The organism is Paenibacillus agricola (genome assembly GCF_011440305.1).
Lineage (GTDB): Bacteria > Bacillota > Bacilli > Paenibacillales > NBRC-103111 > Paenibacillus_S > Paenibacillus_S agricola.
Map to the genome: position 1 here is coordinate 82,947 of NZ_JAAOIW010000021.1, position 15,257 is coordinate 98,203.

A 15,257-nucleotide genomic window follows, 5' to 3' on the forward strand; every position below is an offset into this window, starting at 1 on the left:
AAAAAATGAAAAGGACAAGGTGAATAATTATGGCAGTAACAAATTTTATTCCTGCAATATGGAGCGCACGTTTAAATGAGAGTTTTAAGAAGAATCTGGTTTATGGGAATGTGGTCAATACCGATTATGAAGGTGAAATTAAAGGGCAAGGATCAACGGTGAAGATTAACTCCATAGGCGCAGTAACCATTGGTACATATGATAAGGCAGCAGGAATCGGCAATCCACAGGAATTGGATTCTGCACAGAAGACGCTAACCATCGACCAAGCGAAGTTTTATAACTTTACCGTTGATGATGTCGATGTAGCGCAAGCCAATGTAGATTTGCTTAGTGGAGGCATCGTGGAAGCATCTTATGGTTTGGCTAATGTGGTGGATCAATATATTGCTGGCTTTTATACCGAAGTGAAAGCAGAAAATGTGATTGGTACGGCTGCAACACCTGTTGTTCCAACTTCTTCTACAGCCTATGATTACCTTGTAGATTTGGGTGTCATTTTGGATGAAAATGATGTGCCTGAAGGGGATCGTTTTGTTGTTGTCCCAGCTTGGTACTACGGTTTGTTGGTGAAAGATCCACGTTATACGAAGGATGCGAATGTGATGCGGACAGGTTTTGTTGGCAGTATCGATAACATGTCGGTATACAAGTCGAATAACGTGCCAAATACAGCCGGAGCCAAATATAAAATTATTGCTGGTCACAAAAGCGCGATCTCCTTTGCTGGTCAAGTGGACTCAGTGGAAGCTTATCGTCCAGAGAAGCAATTCTCCGATGCGATTAAAGGGCTTCAAGTATTCGGAGCCAAGTGTATTAAACCAGAAGGTTTGGCGGTTATGACAGCGAATAAATCGTAATCATCATTAATATAGAAGAAACGCAACAAGGGTGTCTCTTAACGGGGATGCCCTATTACAATTTGGAGGTGTATAGGCATGTGGTTTTTGAATAAAGAAACAGGATTAACATGGGATGTATCCGAACCAGGACTCATTAAGCGATTGGAGAAAAATGAACATTACGAACAAGTGACTGAACCCATCAAGGTACAAATTGAACAACCGGTTTTGGAGAATAAGAATACAAAACGCAGCGGAAAAGAGGTAACCCAATGAGCGCCACATTGGATTTATTCAAGCAGCTGATCGGTGTCGATGTAACAGATACTTCTAAGGATGATATCCTGAATCATTACCTGAAAAAAGCTAGGAGCAATATCATCGGTTATTGTAACATAGAGAGTCTTCCTATTGATTACGATGAGGTTATTGTTGATTATGCGGTTTATCTCTTCAAAAATAAAGACTCGGTGGGTTTGATGCAAAAGCAAGAAGGCGAACGTTCAGCCAGCTATGAACCAGGTATCCCACAAAGTATTCGGCTGGCTCTTCCACTGCCAAGAATCAAAGTAGGGAATTAGTCATGTTCAATGATACGAAATTGGAGATTTTAGACTCTGTTAATTTGACGATTATAAAATCGATATATGCTGATGTTCAGCCATACATAAAAAACTATACATATGAAGATGATATTTCGCTGGAAGTTACGCATCGAGCATTTTGTGATCAATACTCTGGGCTGGAACTATGCCGATATTTACGGATTGACCATCAAATTTACATCATCTTGGATTTGAAGGAATGGAGCGACCATATAGAGCTATATCTGTATCGTTGTAAGCCGGATTTTGCATAGGAGGGAGCGATAATGGTACGAAGTATAGAAACGATGATGGACTTCTTCCTTCGGGAGAAGGGTGAACTTATACATATAAACGGTGTGCAACAGCTTGCACTTATTCGGGATGCTGTTAATAAAATTCAAGCAGTAGATGAAAAGATAATTCGCGCAGCAACTCCCATACAAACAGGCGACTGTGTTGATTACCGAGATGAACATTATCTGATTACAAGTGAAATTGACCATAACGGACAATCGTATCGCAGCAGAATACGAAAGTGCAACTTCAATATTGCCTTTAACTGGAACGGAAATGTGAAATGGTTTGATGCGATTGTAGAGGGTAAAAGCTTTTCTATTGATACAGGTAGTGTAATCTCATTTCCCGATGGCAAAATTCAAATGTATCTCCAAGACAATGCGGATACGAGAGCGATTATGCTGAGCCAACGGTTCTATAATACCCACCAGCCATTTAAAGTAGAGGGCATTGACCGAACCATTAATGGAATCATCAAATTGAGCTGTGCTTTAGTTTTCATCTCGACCTCTGATGATGATGTGGAAAACAACATTGCTGACCGTTGGAAATATGAAGTCGTTCATACATACGCATTAACCATAGATAATGGAACTGAAGCCAATGTGATGTCTCATGATATTTTACAATTGAACTGTACAGTTACGGATGATGGCGATCCTATATCCAATCCATCCATGACTTTTTCATCAAGCGACCCAAATATTGTTAGCGTAGATAACCAAGGTAAGGTGATGGGGATTGAAGCTGGAGAAGCCACAATTACCGCGAAGCTAACCTATCATCCCAATGTTCAGGGTGCTATTGAGATTAAAACTGTTGAAACGATGACTCATACATACACCATATCCTTAACAGGCAATCCAACTATTAAAATTGGACAAAGTTCATCTTACACCAGCCACATTTATGATAATGGAACTGAAGTATTCGACCAGTCTGTTCAATGGAGTTTGCGAAACCAAGATAACTCGACTCCGATTATGGGAAGCATCACAGCCAGTACAGGAAACAGTGCAACGGTGAAGGGTGGCAGCAGTAGTGGATATATCAACAAATACATCGTATTGACTGCCGTGCTTACGAGCGATCCTACGATTACATTAGAGAAGACGATTCAGCTCAAAAGTCTATTTTAACATTCATACATATCGGCTTGCCCACTCGGGTAGGCCATTTTTTATTTTAATTAAAAGGAGCCTATACATATGAAGAAATCTATCGACTACTTGCTCAGCGTGAGCCTATTAAAGCAACTGAAATCACAAAATTTAATCACCGATGAAGAGTTTGCTGAGATCGATTTGTTAAATAAAAAGTCCTTCAAAAGCCTGTAAAATGTGCAGAAATGGACTTGATGATGTGCAGAAGTAATCGTAACATGTGACAGTAAAAGGAATATATCTGAGGGGGAATTATATGAGTAAAGTATTTAAGAAGGTTGTAGTTGTACCAGTAAAATCGCTAGAGTTAGTCGATGGCATTCAGCAGATACAGAAGAAACGTGTGGCTGCTTATTGTCGGGTAAGCACGGAGCAATTGGAGCAAAAAGAGAGTTACGAGAACCAACTTCAACATTATACAAGGTACATTCAAAGTAATACGGATTGGGACTATGTAGATATCTACGCGGACGAGGGAATTTCGGGAACGGGAACCAAGCATCGAACTGATTTTAACCGCATGATACATGATGCACGAAACGGCAGGATGGATTTGATCCTTGTGAAAAGTATATCTCGATTCGCGAGAAACACATTGGACTTACTGAAATATGTAAGGGAACTGAGGAGCCTTGGAATTGCAGTATTATTCGAAAAAGAGAACATCAACACGCTCGAATCCTCTGGTGAAGTATTCCTAACCATCTTCAGCTCAATTGCCCAAGATGAAAGCAGGAATATATCCGAGAACTCTAAATGGGGCATTCAAAAAGGATTTGCAAACGGAAAAGTACATTGTAATACAACACGCTTTCTTGGCTACGATAAGGATAAGGAAGGTGAACTGGTCATCAACGAAAAGGAAGCCGAATTAGTACGCCGGATTTATGAGGAGTATCTGGAGGGTAAAAGTTATCAGGCGATTGCTATTGGATTAATGAAGGACGAGATCCAAACTGTAACAGGAAATGTGAAATGGTGGGATTCAACCATTACTATCATACTAACAAATGAGAAATACTACGGAGCCTTACTTCAGCAAAAGACCATCACCGTTGATTTTCTAAGCCATAAGCGAGTTAAGAACCATGGTCAGGAACAGAAATACTTGATTGAGGATAACCATGAGCCGATCATACCCAAAGAGATGTTCGAACTGGTTCAAAAGGAAAAAGAGCGCCGCGCATACCTCAAGGGGAACATCATGGGAGATCGAAAGAAATACTCCAGTAAATATCCATTCAGTGGCAAAGTATTCTGTGGTTGTTGTAAAGCTAATTTTAAACGCCGGACATGGAACAGCAATAATCTATCCAAGAAAGTCGTATGGCAATGCCGTACATATGTTAATGAAGGGAAAGAGGCTTGCGATGCCAAAGCAGTCGATGAATATGTGTTGCAGGATGCCTTTGTACGAGTATTCAATAGGATGCATGAAAACAAGGATGGATTTATTCAAACATTGAATATGAATATTGAGGTTATACTCTCCAAGCGAGAAGGACATGAGACTCTGATAAAAGTCGAGCAAAACATTGAACAATTAAAAGCGGATCTCAAGGGATTGGTCAATCTGAAGCTTCGGGACAACATTCACGAGACCGTGTACAATGAGGAAAACGCCAGAATCTCCTCCGAGTTGGATAAGCTCCGGCAGAAGAAAATAATGCTTGAGAAAGATATGGATCAAAAAGCTCAAATCAAGAGCCGAGTAAAGGAAATTATACAAGTCATGAATTCGCGGCAGGATTTACTTGAACAATTTGACGATGAACTATTTAACGCGTTGGTAGAGAAGATAACCATTCTCTCGCCAACGCGTTATTTATTTACCTTGAAAAGTGGGCTGGAGATTGAAGAGTTCGAGGAGTAAATTCTAGCCTGTATTAAAAATAGATGATTAGGCAGATGGCATGGTAAGTCCATGCTGTTTGATCGTTAACACTCCAGCCGATTCTCCTTCAAAAAGAGCTTGATCTCATTGACCATCCCCATACCATCCTTAACCCCACGTAGATATAACCATTCCTTTTCAGCTGATTGCTGATAGTGAACCGCATCTTCCCATTCCAATAAAATCCCTTGAGCAGACTCATCCACCTGGCTTTTCAAATCCGTTAATAACTTTGATGATTTCTCGATCCATGGAGCAATGTGTTCTTGCTGTTCGACAGTGAGAGATAACTCATCGAACCTCTTATGCAAACCTTCCACTAGCCATTCTGGCCAATCTTCCATAGTGCTAATCCCCTTCCCGTTGTTTGAGTGTGTGTATGTTAACTCTGATGGGAAGGGATGGCAAGTTGTGTTGTTCCCACATATCTAACGTTTTTGAAGGTTAAAATGTAGAACTGGATGATTAAATATTACCAGAACATTAACATATCGACTTTTGAAAACAATAAATCGTATCTTTTATTACATTATTCAGCAAAGACAGATGTAAAGAAAGACTATACACCAAAAAGAAAAAAACAATATGAGAGTACTGTAATTTTGTGGTAAACTAGATTATTATATCTGATTCTTGGAGGTTAATGTAGATGAATCAAGTAGAATTGTGTGAAATCCTAAAAGACAAATACCAATCAAATAAGGAAAACACTAGAATATTCTTGAATGGAGAGTGGGGAATAGGTAAATCACATACTTGGAAACTATTCACGGATTATCAAGAAAGCTTAGGTGATAATAAATTAAAACTAATATATATTTCCCTATTTGGAATTGACACTATTGATCACTTAAACAGAAAATTAAAAATTTCTTATCTTTCTGCACTGGATAGCAAAGCATCTAATTTTACCTGGCTAGAAAATACAAAATCGGGTAAAATCTTAAGCCAATTTTCGAGTAATTTATTGAAAAAATATACTGGTGGGACAGTAGATATTATATCAGTACTTGAACCAGAATGGAACAATACATTTGTCGTTTGTTTTGATGATTTAGAAAGAAAATCAGATAAGATAAAATTAAATGATCTTATGGGAACTATCGAACAGATAGGAATTCACGCAAATATCTTATTAATCGGCTGTGAAGAAAAACTTGGAATTGATGAAAGAAGTAAATTTAAAAACGAGAAAGAAAAAATAATAGATTATGAATATCATCTTAATAAGATATCTGAACAAACGAAAAAGGATCAAGTTTCTGTTCTAGATAAACTATCTATTGAAGAGCAGCAAGTCTTAATCGATTTTTTTGATAAACATGGCGGAAATAACTTAAGAACACTTAAAAAAATTATTAGACTTATAGGTGAACTGCTTCATAAAACTAAACTAAATAAAGATTTAATTGAATTATGTGCGGCAGTTGTTGTTAGTAATTACAAATCAAGCCATGAAGAAAAAGAAACTAAAAAAACCTCCGATGATCCAAGTTATGTGCATTTACTGAAGAGCAATTTATATAACCTACCTTTTGGGGTGTCATCTCTTTGGATACAAATCGAACAATATTTAAAATATAATAACATTAATATCAATTTAATTGAGTCTTATATGAACCCAATCTATGAACCATCAAAATTACTGATGGATGGTATTATACATTATGATTTTTATGATGTCCCAACTTTAGAAGCAAACATAGAAAAACTAATGAACAAATTAATTAGGAACGAAGTAAACTATTTTCTGTCAGTAGAACAGGTTATAGGTTTTGTAGCTTGGGTAAAATTTTTGTCTCTTGAATTTAATCTTTCTATAAATATTGATGGAATAGATGGGTATGCGCATGAAATTATTTCCCAATTAATTCACAAAGAAGATAAAATGCTGATGTTTAGGTTAAAACATGATGGTTTTTATGTGAGAAGTGAATTCAAATTATTAATATCTGACTTAATAAATAAAACCAATATATTAATTAACAAAAACAATGCAGATCTAGAAAACTTAAAATTTAAAGATTCATTTGTAAGCGGTTCTTATGACTCTTGTTTGAAGATACTCTCTATATACCCTCATTTTGCAATAGATAATGCATATATCTTCGATGATCTTATTGATAATTGCAATATTTACTATTACTCGTTTCTGGATGAACTAATACGAAATATTTCTAATCTACGTTTGAAAAGGCGGGTAAAGGTTATATTACTGAAAATGCATAAAAATGAAATGGATTCTATTAAGAAAAGGCGAATAAAAAATCTGATAAATTTAACTTAATCTAATCAAGAATGGTACGCCTATGAATCATTAAAATAATTGTTTTATTTTGAAATTGTTTAGTAATTCAGCTTACAATTGTATACAATAGTTAGTATTATATGGATACGTCGGAGGCAGCAATAATGAATTCTTTTCAAAAATTTTTCGGGATAATAATAGTTATATTTATGGTGTTATCATACATTAATGTGCCTAGCCAATCCGATTATGTAACTTGGCTCAAAGGAGAGTTTAATAACAAATCAGGAAATAATATATTTGTAGCTTTAGGTTTAAATTTATTTGAAAAACAGATTAATGAACGAACAGTTTGTACAAATTACATATTATTAATGTATTGTAAGACGAACATGGGAAGTGGAAAATCCGTTTCGGCTGTTGGATATATGAAAAAGTTTTACTATGATGATTCAATGAAGTAATAATAAATTTTTGGATTTTGGAGTGGATTTATTGGGATCTGTTATACTAAAACAAACAACTTCATGTCAGAAATTTATATTTATATTTTTTTCTTATTGTCACACAAGTTTTGATTCCAAAAACTATATAAGAGGTATTGGTGGATTTAATAATTTCTTTTTATTGAATCTAAAACAGGATTTTGATACATGGATATATTTACTTACGATATAAGATTCTGTTAAATGGTAGTATAGTATCATGTGAAGAAAAATGTTCGTTTCCCCAATGTTATTACAATACAGCAAAGATAACCTCCCATATAATAGCCCTAACCATGTAGCAGAGTTAAAGCTAGATGGTTTTCGTTCTATAGTCTCCAATATTGGATAGCACGGAAAGCCTAACTTTGATCGATGATGGCAAGATCCCATATATCCTTTTCACCGTCTCCACACATGTGGAGTGCTTAATATTGATGATTCGTAATCACTAGATGAAATGTGAGAGTATTCGCTCAATAGTATTGTTTATGCTAACTGCCCCTTAGCTCAGTTGGTAGTCCGTGGTTGGGTATTTAACAACACCAAAAGAATTGAATACCAGGGGATCAGAACTATCACGGGGAATTAGCTTAGGTTTTGAGTGAGTGAATAGAGGAGTTGGGGACGAAATGGGGACGTGAGCTATTCACGTCCCTATTTTAATCGTGATTGAGGCTTGCCGGATACATCTCCATCCGAAATCAGGCTTTTTTATTTTAATGTAGGCAAATTAATGTCATGCTAAAATGCACTAATCTACCTACATTATTGGATTTTGACATAAAGTCACCTACATTGTGGCGGTACTTTCGCTAATTGATCCTAACGTCTTCAATTCAGTGATTTTTCAAACAGAGAAATAATATAACTAAGTCAAATCATGACAGGGCAGTGGTCCATACAGTACGCGTATCAAAACAAATCATTTGGGCAGATCGCATAAGAATAAAATTGATAATTTCAATTATAATCCCGCTTTTTAAGTAATTATCTTTACTGACACTTTCATTACCCTATTATTATAGGGTATTTTCATTGTTTATTGTCAGGGATCTTCTCTAATCTGTATTTTTATGACAGGACACCGAATTGAACATTATTTTGATTATTCATCTTTCAGTCAATACCAGCTAAATGTTGGATTTGCAACAATTCGATAATATTGATGGTTTGTTTAGTTGATAAATCGTTTTATACTAACTTTAACAACAGTTGTTGTAATCTTAGAAGAATAGAGGAGATTATTATTAATAAGGTATTATTTATTACAGCAAATGGGGTTGCAATGGCATGTGTAGAGGGGAAAGAAAGAAAGAAACTTTGCATACGGCAGTAAACCGTTTGACAAATATCATTTTAGGCTAGTGTATAGCGACACAAATGTTCCTACATAACTTTAGCAAAAAAGCTTGATAAATCAGGCTTTTATTTTTTTTATGTAGGAACATTTGTGTCGTGGCAAAACGCACAAAAGTTCCTACATTGTCGTTAAACGACACAAAAGCTCCTACATTCTGATTGAGTCACTAAAGACATCAAATAAACTCGCAGACTACATTGACTATAGACCCTGTAAGTCTTCCTGCTAGATCGGCTATTCCCGGGCATCACAGAGGCAGCTCGGATGCCACGATTGCGATACCGCTTATCGAATTCCGCTGCGAAGAGAGTAGTGGCTTTCGGGCAGAACGAATTCTACAAATCAAGCGTACTCAAATAACATTTAAGCGACCCGAAGCTTTTTCGGCCTGTGAATTATTTATGCAAAATCTATTGCCTGATTTAGTAGGCAAGGACGGGTTAATTTCTTTAATTATCGGAGGTAGGCCAGAGGCATTGGATGACTTATGCCTGCATTGGTTTTTGGGGCATCATCTGAAAGAGCGGACAGCAAACCAAGCAATCTTTTTACTTGAGGAAAAATCAATTCATATATATGTCCCTTATTTTCTCCTATCCTACGGGAAATCCATTCAAGTAATCGAACCACAGAGTTTGAAGGAAAAACTTGTTGCTGTTGCGTCGGAGTTAATGGAATATTATCAACTTTAATTGCTTCGCTGACAGTAGATGTCAGTGAAGTTGTTTTATAATGATGATAATTATTGATTACCGATGGATAGTTGGTATCACTTGATGAATTGTAAAATAAGGAGAACTTGCAAATGAATAATACGGTATATCTTTATGTGTTTGACACAATGGCAGACTGGGAAATAGGTTACTTAACTGCCGAACTGAACTCGGGAAGATATTATAAAAAGGGGCTGGCCCCATCAAAAATAGTTACCGTGGGAATTGAAAAGACTCCTGTAACTACAATGGGCGGATTGAAAATACTGCCTGACATTAAACTGGATGAGTGCAGCATTGAAAGCACAGATACATTGATTTTACCCGGTGGAGATACATGGACAGAAACAATTCACCAACCCATCTTAAAAATCGCCCAGAGGTGTTTAAAGGAAGGTATATTGGTTGCAGCGATTTGTGGTGCTACAATGGGACTTGCCCAGACAGGATTGCTGAATTCACGCCCGCATACAAGCAATGATCTGGAATACCTTAAAATGATCTGTCCCACTTACACGGGTAAAGAGTATTACAAAATGGAGTCTGTTGTAACTGATGGAAAATTGATCACTGCATCTGGAATAGCTCCGTTGGAATTTTCTGTACACGTCTTGAAAGCTCTGGGCGTGTTTTCTTCACAAACATTAGATGCCTGGTATAGTCTTAATAAGACTCAAGAATCCAAATATTTCTATGAGTTGATGAATTCAATCCAATAAAGGTATAAACATAAAATATATGGGAGTGTCAGGTAAATATACAAAGAATGGAACACCCAACGGCTGTACATCTATTACCGTATTTATAACAGTGAAGAATCCTTCTGAATGACTAGGATTGAGGATTTGTCAGAAGTGGAAAGTAGTCGGAGGGTTACTGAATGGGCCAAAAGCTTTGGTGGAGAATAAGTATAAAAAGTGACAATTTGCTGAAGTGATGTAATAGAAATGCTGGTGCCAAATAGTTGACGAAAATAGAAACTTCAAAATTTTGAGGTTGAAAAAGCAATCTTTCGAAAATATACCCTGCCGCCAAGGGGCTACAGGTTCTAGCGGCATACTTATCACAGCCACAAGGCATGTGGAGTGCTGTGTGTTGGTTGTGAGAAAGTAGAATTATGGAGCCGCATTCACCTGAGTGTAATATCTATTTTTCACATAATTACGCAAAGCTCAAATCAGTTTCATTTTCTTGAGAAAAAGAGGGTGCTTCCGATAGCGAAATGGGATAACATGCTTTCGATGCTTAGAACCGGAAGGAAGCTCACCGCCACGCAGATCGCGGACAGTTTGGAGATCAGCGTTCGCACCGTGTACCGATATATCGACGCATTATGCGCCAGTGGTGTGCCGGTCGTCGCGGAATCGGGCCATGACGGTGGCATTCGTATTCTGGAAAGCTTCAAGGAGACGCCATTGTTCTTCAACTCCGTAGAGGTGAAGGCGCTTGTGGATGCGTTTAAATTTGCGCAAGGCGCTGGCTATCCGTATACAGAGGAGCTGGAAAGCGCGCTGAAGAAGGTGGAGAACGGGCTGCACGAAGAGCAGCGCCACGATTTGTCCTGTCAGTCGAATGGCTTGGATGTGATTTCTCCGTCGCGTCTACCTTCCGTCGTTCCGTTGTTACGTGACCTAGAGCAGGCGGCGAAGGACGGGCTAACGGTTCACATCACCTATCGCAAAACGAATGCGGAGCAGGACGACGGACGAGAAGTTGATCCGTACGGGTTGGCTTATGACCGAAACGAATGGTACGCTGTCGCGTTCTGCCATCGGTCGCAGGCGGTGCGGACGTTCCGCGTGGACCGCATCGCGCGGCTGGAGCCGACTGAAGCGCGGTTCGAAAAGCCGGAGCGTTTCTCCGCGTCCGTCTATTTCCGCGACCAGTCCGAGCGGGAACGGGAGGCAGACGGACCGCTGACGGTCATCCGCATCGAGGGAGAGCCCGACACGCTGAACGCGGTTTGCCGCCACTGGCATATGCGCCACTATTTGACGGAACGGACCGATCGGGAGGTGCGGTTTCTGCTCGACGTCCCGACGATGAACAAGCACCTTTCGATGTATCTAATGACGTTCGGCACAGCCATTCGCATTCGGGAGCCGCTGGAGCTGAAGCGTCGGATCCAGGAAGTGGCATATGGAATCGCAAAACATTACGACGAAGATTCCGATTGAACTTCACTGACAACGGTTGTCAGCGAACCTGGTATACGATAGAGACAAGGCTGCGGCAGTGGTAGCCAAACGACGACGAATAAAGGAGAGGTGGATTCTTCCATGCTTCAACACCCGCATCAATTGTACGAATATCATGTTTGGGCAAACGACCGATTATTCGCTCACCTAGAGCAGCTTCCAGAGGATGTGTTCCATGCGGAAGTGACGAGCGTGTTCCCGTCCGTATCACAAACGTTTGGGCACATGTACTTGTTCGAACAGCTCTATATGTCTGTGCTAGCGGAAGTTCCGAACAAGGACATTTTTCCGAAGATGCCGGGCTGGACGGAGGAAGCGCAGGGCAGAACCGTTGACGAGATGCGCCGATTTTTCTCAGGCGTCGCCGAACAGTTCCGTGATTTGCTGGGGCGTACGCCTGACCCGGACAAGGCAATGACGATTGAGCATCCGAAGTACGGCCGTCTTGATACGCATTTCTCCGACATCCTGCGACATGTGGTCAACCACGGGACGTATCACAGGGGCAATGTGACCGCGATGCTGAGGCAGCAAGGATATGCCGGGGTCCCGACCGATTATATATTTTATTTGATGGAACGGCAGGTAGGTCAGCGGTAAATATTGAATATTCTAAGGCAGTGAAAGGCACCCAACTCGGGTGCCTTTCGATTTCGCTCTATAGATGATACGGTGAACCATATTACAAATAGTAGTAAGGCAGAGAATCGAGTTGAAGGTTGAGGCTGTGATACTAAATCTGCAGATGGTGGCTGGGCTTAAATAGCACTCTGCACATGTGGAGTGCGTGGTAAGGATATATCAACACTCTTTACTGCATTTCTCACTAGTCACTGTAAAACCTTTTGAATTAGGTCTTCAGCATTATGCAAATGATTTAATATGAAATAATACGATTCCGCTAATAGCTTGTCAATATTTAATTATTAATGGCGGATTCATGAGGTGGTAAACTTAAAAAAGTGCATGGGAAAGAGCCGTCCCACATAGCACGGAAATGTATTCCATATACTTCCATTTTATGCTGTTTACTCTAAACGGAACGCTTCCTTAGTAGTCAAGATGGCAAAAATCCAGTGGATGAGTTTATTCACACAAGCAATTATCGCTACTTTGAACAGCTTTCCTTCAGCGCGCTTCTTATCATAATAAGCTCTTAGTTTTTTATTTCTATTACTACGAATACCACATCGAACAGCTTGATATAAGGCAGTACGAAGCCTCCGGGAACCGTGCTTAGTTATTTTATTTATGGTTGCTGTAAACTTGCCTGAAGAAAAAACACTTGGATCTATACCAGCAAAAGCAACAAGTTTCTTTGCGTGATTGAACCGATCGATTTCCCCGATCTCAGCTAAAATTGTTGCAGCAATTTTAGTGCCAATTCCGGGTATCGATTGGATTAAATCATATTCAAGTAACGCTTCAGCTAGGGCCTCTATCGATTTATTAAGGTCTGCTAGATGGTCCTGGTATTGAAGAAGCAATTTGATGAGCAGCTGCATGGAGATCAAATGACTTGGAAAAGCCGTCTCCTTAAAGGGATTTCGCTTTGCTGCTGCTACTAAGATTTGAGCGCGCTCTAGACACCATAAAGCCGATTTGCCACGTCCTGTAAGGCGTTGGATTGTTGCTGAAATCTCCTTCTCATCCAGTTCCAGAACCTCTCTAGACGTCGGGTGTAAGGCCAGAACTCGAAGGGAAACCTTTGAATAAAGGTCACCAAACACGCCATGATATTCAGGAAAAACTTGATCCAGAATAGCCTGAAACTGTAGTTTTACTTGGACATACATACCCGTTAAAGATTCATGTTGGCGTGTCAGATAGCGTAAGTTCATGAGATGCTGACCCCGTTTTTTGTAGGGTTCAAACTCTTCTTTATAAAACAACGCTCCTAAAAGATGGGCATCAGCGGCATCCGTCTTCAATCGTCGCAAATTGGTTTTCTTGGCGTTATGTGAGATTAAAGGATTAATGACGATATTCAGATACTGATGCTCATCTAGAAACTGAACAACTGGGCTATGATAGTGGCCTGTTGCTTCCATCACAATGGAGGGACGCATTCCTGCAGCTGATTCCACCCCTCTCATGTAATTCAGAAAAGACGCTAATCCTTCAAGATCATGCTTAAACCTAAAGATTTTTCCATAAGGTACTCCACGATCTAAAAATGCTTGTGCATGGCTTTCTCCCTTGGATACATCCAAACCAATAACTGGATTCATGACATCACTCCTGTAGTATTTTCACCAGCAACCTCTAACCTTCTTGTCTTCCACACTATCGCATGTGATACGGGATTCATGTCCCAACCAGCCTAACCATGGTTGAACAAGTAGGGGGGATGAACTGAATAGCTCTCGGGATCCAAGTCCCACGGGCAGAAACGTTCGATCCCCGGCTACCGCTATCTTACGACCTTACAAAAAAGAGGTCGACCAGAAAGATCTGGTGACCTCATAATACGATCGGGCAGCATAGCGTAACAGCATTTAGGTTTAGAAAAATACAATAATTAAGAAATCGCTTATGTTATAATGTCTATGAAAGTTAAAAATCATATTATCTGTATGGAGGATATGGGATGAATAACAAGGAAAGAAGCGGATTTCGGCGACTGGACTGGCCCTACCACTATGTGGCGGCGCCGCTGGCGATTGTTGTTCTCGTATTCTCGGTCATAGAGCTGTTCCGAGGTCTGGGACAGGAGGAGCTATCGCGACTGGACTGGCTGCTTTTCATTCTAGCAGTATGTCTCGCATTCGCCGTTGCGCGCATCCGCCTATACGCAACGAAGACACAGGACCGCATCGTCCGGATGGAGGAGAACTTCCGTCATTACCGGCTGACAGGGCGAACGCTGGATCCGCGCATTACGGTATCCCAGATTATCTCCTTGCGTTACGCCGGCGACGATGAATTTCCGTCCTTATGCGACCGAGCTGTGACCGAGCGAATGAGCCGTAAAGCGATCCGTTCGGCGATTAAGGACTGGCGCCCCGACATGATGCGGATTTAATGACAAAAGTATCTATAGTGACAGATTATTGATTTTGTTAAGTTAATGGGTAACGAGAGTTGAGTAATTGTTACATGATTGAAATCTTATTTTCATCTGGCATTAATCATTTAAGATTATGATAAAAGTCGACCCCCTTTAAAATATAAACTTAGACCCTCAGCCCGTTGCTGTAGGTCTCTTTTTGCTATTAAACTAAATGGGCAAGATTGTGGAACAAAATGGAAGGATTTCTCTATATATTGTCTAATACTTAGTAGATATGGGTATTAATTCCAAGTGGAAAAGAGGAAGATCTGAATGAAATTTGAAAATCAGAATCTCAGCAATTCAAACTTCAATTGTTGCGATCTTAGTGGAACGGAAATTCAATGTTGCAATGTTAGTGGGTTGAAAATGAATGATGTAAATTTGGACTCAAAATCTCCAATGCTAATTTAAG

The 15,257-nt window shown here is 39.6% G+C and carries 15 protein-coding genes and 1 pseudogene; 14 read left to right on the forward strand and 2 right to left on the reverse strand.

All coding sequences use genetic code 11. The annotated features are described in order from the left end of the window. The first annotated feature begins 29 nt into the window (after window positions 1–29). From G9U52_RS33645 to G9U52_RS33665, 6 genes are all read left to right on the forward strand, one after another. Window positions 30–860 carry a phage major capsid protein gene (locus G9U52_RS33645; protein ID WP_166156131.1) on the forward strand — a complete coding sequence of 277 codons (831 nt, stop codon included), beginning with the start codon at window positions 30–32 and terminating at the stop codon, window positions 858–860. Window positions 861–938: 78 nt separating this feature from the next. Further along, complete coding sequence (locus G9U52_RS33650) at window positions 939–1,118, forward strand: hypothetical protein (RefSeq protein WP_166155877.1); 180 nt, start codon at window positions 939–941, stop codon at window positions 1,116–1,118. Beyond that, the gene (locus G9U52_RS33655; RefSeq protein ID WP_166156134.1) at window positions 1,115–1,423 is read left to right on the forward strand and encodes a phage head-tail connector protein; all 309 of its coding nucleotides are present in this window, start codon (window positions 1,115–1,117) and stop codon (window positions 1,421–1,423) included. The genes G9U52_RS33650 and G9U52_RS33655 overlap by 4 nt, the downstream gene beginning before the upstream one ends. A 290-nt stretch (window positions 1,424–1,713) precedes the next feature. Next, window positions 1,714–2,865: an Ig-like domain-containing protein gene (locus G9U52_RS33660; protein WP_166156137.1), complete on the forward strand. Its 1,152-nt coding sequence runs from the start codon at window positions 1,714–1,716 to the stop codon at window positions 2,863–2,865. A gap of 69 nt (window positions 2,866–2,934) precedes the next feature. Continuing rightward, window positions 2,935–3,063: an SHOCT domain-containing protein gene (locus tag G9U52_RS41120; RefSeq protein ID WP_279538789.1), complete on the forward strand. Its 129-nt coding sequence runs from the start codon at window positions 2,935–2,937 to the stop codon at window positions 3,061–3,063. A gap of 82 nt (window positions 3,064–3,145) precedes the next feature. Continuing rightward, on the forward strand, window positions 3,146–4,762 hold the full coding sequence (locus tag G9U52_RS33665) for a recombinase family protein (RefSeq protein ID WP_166156139.1): 1,617 nt from the start codon (window positions 3,146–3,148) through the stop codon (window positions 4,760–4,762). Window positions 4,763–4,827: 65 nt separating this feature from the next. Here the strand turns inward: G9U52_RS33665 and G9U52_RS33670 are convergent, their stop codons facing one another. Beyond that, complete coding sequence (locus G9U52_RS33670) at window positions 4,828–5,127, reverse strand: hypothetical protein (RefSeq protein ID WP_166156142.1); 300 nt, start codon at window positions 5,125–5,127, stop codon at window positions 4,828–4,830. 305 nt (window positions 5,128–5,432) lie between these two features. On the opposite strand from G9U52_RS33670, the gene G9U52_RS33675 reads away from it, so the two are divergent. The 6 genes and pseudogenes from G9U52_RS33675 (at window position 5,433) to G9U52_RS33705 (ending at window position 12,390) form a co-directional block, all read left to right on the forward strand. Continuing rightward, window positions 5,433–7,070, forward strand: a complete 1,638-nt coding sequence (locus tag G9U52_RS33675) for a hypothetical protein (RefSeq protein WP_166156145.1) — start codon at window positions 5,433–5,435, stop codon at window positions 7,068–7,070. 125 nt (window positions 7,071–7,195) lie between these two features. Beyond that, window positions 7,196–7,495 carry a hypothetical protein gene (locus tag G9U52_RS33680; protein WP_166156148.1) on the forward strand — a complete coding sequence of 100 codons (300 nt, stop codon included), beginning with the start codon at window positions 7,196–7,198 and terminating at the stop codon, window positions 7,493–7,495. Window positions 7,496–9,184: 1,689 nt separating this feature from the next. Next, window positions 9,185–9,571 (forward strand): annotated as a pseudogene (locus tag G9U52_RS33685) (DNA-binding transcriptional regulator); the annotation flags it as partial. 113 nt (window positions 9,572–9,684) lie between these two features. Next, entirely contained in the window at window positions 9,685–10,311 is a 627-nt protein-coding gene (locus G9U52_RS33690) for a type 1 glutamine amidotransferase family protein (protein ID WP_166156151.1), read from the forward strand. A 513-nt stretch (window positions 10,312–10,824) separates the two neighbouring features. Continuing rightward, on the forward strand, window positions 10,825–11,769 hold the full coding sequence (locus G9U52_RS33700) for a helix-turn-helix transcriptional regulator (protein WP_207953369.1): 945 nt from the start codon (window positions 10,825–10,827) through the stop codon (window positions 11,767–11,769). 102 nt (window positions 11,770–11,871) lie between these two features. After that, window positions 11,872–12,390, forward strand: a complete 519-nt coding sequence (locus G9U52_RS33705; protein ID WP_166156154.1) for a DinB family protein — start codon at window positions 11,872–11,874, stop codon at window positions 12,388–12,390. A 428-nt stretch (window positions 12,391–12,818) separates the two neighbouring features. Here the strand turns inward: G9U52_RS33705 and G9U52_RS33710 are convergent, their stop codons facing one another. Further along, window positions 12,819–14,021: an IS110 family RNA-guided transposase gene (locus G9U52_RS33710; RefSeq protein WP_166156157.1), complete on the reverse strand. Its 1,203-nt coding sequence runs from the start codon at window positions 14,019–14,021 to the stop codon at window positions 12,819–12,821. Between the two features lie 359 nt (window positions 14,022–14,380). Here G9U52_RS33710 and G9U52_RS33715 point away from each other — a divergent pair, with 359 nt between their 5' ends. After that, window positions 14,381–14,815: a DUF6526 family protein gene (locus G9U52_RS33715; protein WP_166156160.1), complete on the forward strand. Its 435-nt coding sequence runs from the start codon at window positions 14,381–14,383 to the stop codon at window positions 14,813–14,815. Window positions 14,816–15,115: 300 nt separating this feature from the next. Further along, a complete protein-coding gene (locus G9U52_RS41945; protein WP_166156163.1) occupies window positions 15,116–15,256 on the forward strand; it encodes a pentapeptide repeat-containing protein in 141 nt (46 codons plus the stop codon). Window position 15,257 lies beyond the last annotated feature (1 nt).

Excerpts from the sequence above, each read along its gene's own strand:
- G9U52_RS33645 (WP_166156131.1), top strand. The coding sequence starts at position 30 with ATGGCAGTAACAAATTTTATTCCTGCAATATGGAGCGCACGTTTAAAT.
- G9U52_RS33650 (WP_166155877.1), top strand. The coding sequence starts at position 939 with ATGTGGTTTTTGAATAAAGAAACAGGATTAACATGGGATGTATCCGAA.
- G9U52_RS33655 (WP_166156134.1), top strand. The coding sequence starts at position 1,115 with ATGAGCGCCACATTGGATTTATTCAAGCAGCTGATCGGTGTCGATGTA.
- G9U52_RS33660 (WP_166156137.1), top strand. The coding sequence starts at position 1,714 with ATGGTACGAAGTATAGAAACGATGATGGACTTCTTCCTTCGGGAGAAG.
- G9U52_RS41120 (WP_279538789.1), top strand. The coding sequence starts at position 2,935 with ATGAAGAAATCTATCGACTACTTGCTCAGCGTGAGCCTATTAAAGCAA.
- G9U52_RS33665 (WP_166156139.1), top strand. The coding sequence starts at position 3,146 with ATGAGTAAAGTATTTAAGAAGGTTGTAGTTGTACCAGTAAAATCGCTA.
- G9U52_RS33670 (WP_166156142.1), bottom strand. The coding sequence starts at position 5,127 with ATGGAAGATTGGCCAGAATGGCTAGTGGAAGGTTTGCATAAGAGGTTC.
- G9U52_RS33675 (WP_166156145.1), top strand. The coding sequence starts at position 5,433 with ATGAATCAAGTAGAATTGTGTGAAATCCTAAAAGACAAATACCAATCA.
- G9U52_RS33680 (WP_166156148.1), top strand. The coding sequence starts at position 7,196 with ATGAATTCTTTTCAAAAATTTTTCGGGATAATAATAGTTATATTTATG.
- G9U52_RS33690 (WP_166156151.1), top strand. The coding sequence starts at position 9,685 with ATGAATAATACGGTATATCTTTATGTGTTTGACACAATGGCAGACTGG.
- G9U52_RS33700 (WP_207953369.1), top strand. The coding sequence starts at position 10,825 with ATGCTTTCGATGCTTAGAACCGGAAGGAAGCTCACCGCCACGCAGATC.
- G9U52_RS33705 (WP_166156154.1), top strand. The coding sequence starts at position 11,872 with ATGCTTCAACACCCGCATCAATTGTACGAATATCATGTTTGGGCAAAC.
- G9U52_RS33710 (WP_166156157.1), bottom strand. The coding sequence starts at position 14,021 with ATGAATCCAGTTATTGGTTTGGATGTATCCAAGGGAGAAAGCCATGCA.
- G9U52_RS33715 (WP_166156160.1), top strand. The coding sequence starts at position 14,381 with ATGAATAACAAGGAAAGAAGCGGATTTCGGCGACTGGACTGGCCCTAC.
- G9U52_RS41945 (WP_166156163.1), top strand. The coding sequence starts at position 15,116 with ATGAAATTTGAAAATCAGAATCTCAGCAATTCAAACTTCAATTGTTGC.